This is a genomic window from Legionella feeleii (genome assembly GCF_001467625.1).
Classification (GTDB): Bacteria; Pseudomonadota; Gammaproteobacteria; order Legionellales; family Legionellaceae; genus Tatlockia; species Tatlockia feeleii.
Window position 1 is genome coordinate 87,618 of record NZ_LNYB01000085.1, and the last position, 1,738, is coordinate 89,355.

Here is a 1,738-nt window from a genome sequence, read left to right on the forward strand (position 1 = left end):
GTAATTTTTTGATAGGGTCTCTCAGTGCAGGGATATCCAACGGCTCAACCAACGCTCCTTTTTCATTGGCAGAACTAATCTCCTGTTGAAGTGAGCGATGGTGGACGCTATCTGCGAGATAGAGCTCTCCTGCTTTGAGCCGTTTTTTCATTTGCCGGTAAATCCAAAATTCATAACGATCACCATGGAATTTTTGCTCACCCTTGGCGTTCGTATCGAACAAGAATTTTTGTAACCGTTTTGGCCGAGTCTTCTCGGGGCATGCTGTGATTGGGTATTTCTTTATCGTTTTGTTGGCGCCAAACAGCTCTTTAAGCCAGGTAATGGTCTTAAGCCAAGGACTGTCAGCCGCAGTACTTGAGAAATCAATCGCCATCATTAATGGTCGCAATTGCAGTTTGAATCGATGGAAATGCTTATCAACCATTTTCCAATAAAAATCGATTAATTTTAGTTCTTTATCGTCATCATGTAATACTTTATTGCGCAATTCTTCTTCTGGCATGATCGCAAATGCTTCTCTACGCACCTCGCCAAAGCGAATCTCATCTGATAATTCCTGCTTGACATACAATTTTACCAATTTCTTCATGACAGCCAGCTCTGACTGCTTGCTAATGGCATATTCAGAATAAGCGTCCTGAGCTTTTTCCTTGATCTCCATTTCACACTCTTTGAGCTGAAAACAAAAGGCATCCATCAAATTATCATCAAGTTTAAGATATCGCTGATGGATATAACACACAAGGTAAAGATAGGTTTGGTCAGATTTTAATTTCTTGCGCAAATCATACACGGTATAATAATCAACAAGGCTTGCATAATATTGAAGGTTTTGTTGGGATAATTTGAGCTTGGATAATAACGATTTGGCTAACAGATACAACGGTTTGATTGAAATCAGTTTGTCGCGTTCAGCGCTAATCATGCGTGGTTTAAAATCCTTAGCGTCCTGTTTTAGATCAGCCAATCCAGACAGGGTTTCAGTTTCCTTCTCAAACAGCAGTTTTTGTAAAGCGGACTTATCAGCTTCAGTAAGTGACTCATGAATAATCGTCCCCAAACGTTTGCGTTCGGCGTTTAATGCGTTGCTAACAATCGCCTGCAGAGTTGTGTATCCTGGGCGCATGATTTTTTTCTCTCTCATAAACCCTAACAACTCAATGACAATAAATTGCGGACTGACATCCCGATAGATGATTTTTTCGGCTTTTTCACGCAATAATGGCTCAAATTCTTTTGACCATAGCTGGTAACCAAAATGCGCGGCAATTGTGTGGCATTGCGCATAATATTGATGCTTGGTGATGGTCGTTGGATGGAAAAACATATGCTCGGGAAAATACTCCTGCATGATAAAGTCGGTATCTTCTTGAACCTCGTCCCAATCAATTGGGAAGAACATGTGCATGGCTTTAAAATACCCGATTTGCAGTGCGCAATGGACCTGGGCTGAGAGATTAGCGCGATTACGAACCAATGCTTGCTCCTCAGGCGTTAAATTGAGGAAACTCAAGCGTTGTTCCTCATCAAAATCAGGTGACTCATATAAAGCGGCTTTTTCTGCTTCTGACAAAATGGTCAATTGCTTATTGCTGGCTCGCATAATGAGAAATCATATGGCTTAAAATGGTGGTGAATGTTACTTCAAAACTTTCCCTAAAGCATGTCTTTATGGGAAAATTTGCTTAGTGCGCATCAAGCTGGAGGCCGTGTTTCGCCTCCTTTTAGATTAGAT

Annotated in this window: 1 protein-coding gene; it reads right to left on the bottom strand. The window is 41.1% G+C overall.

The window, feature by feature from the left end:
* On the bottom strand, positions 1–1,606 hold a 1,606-nt coding region (locus Lfee_RS12590; protein ID WP_193786959.1), incomplete at its 3' end, for a DUF4158 domain-containing protein.
* Positions 1,607–1,738 lie beyond the last annotated feature (132 nt).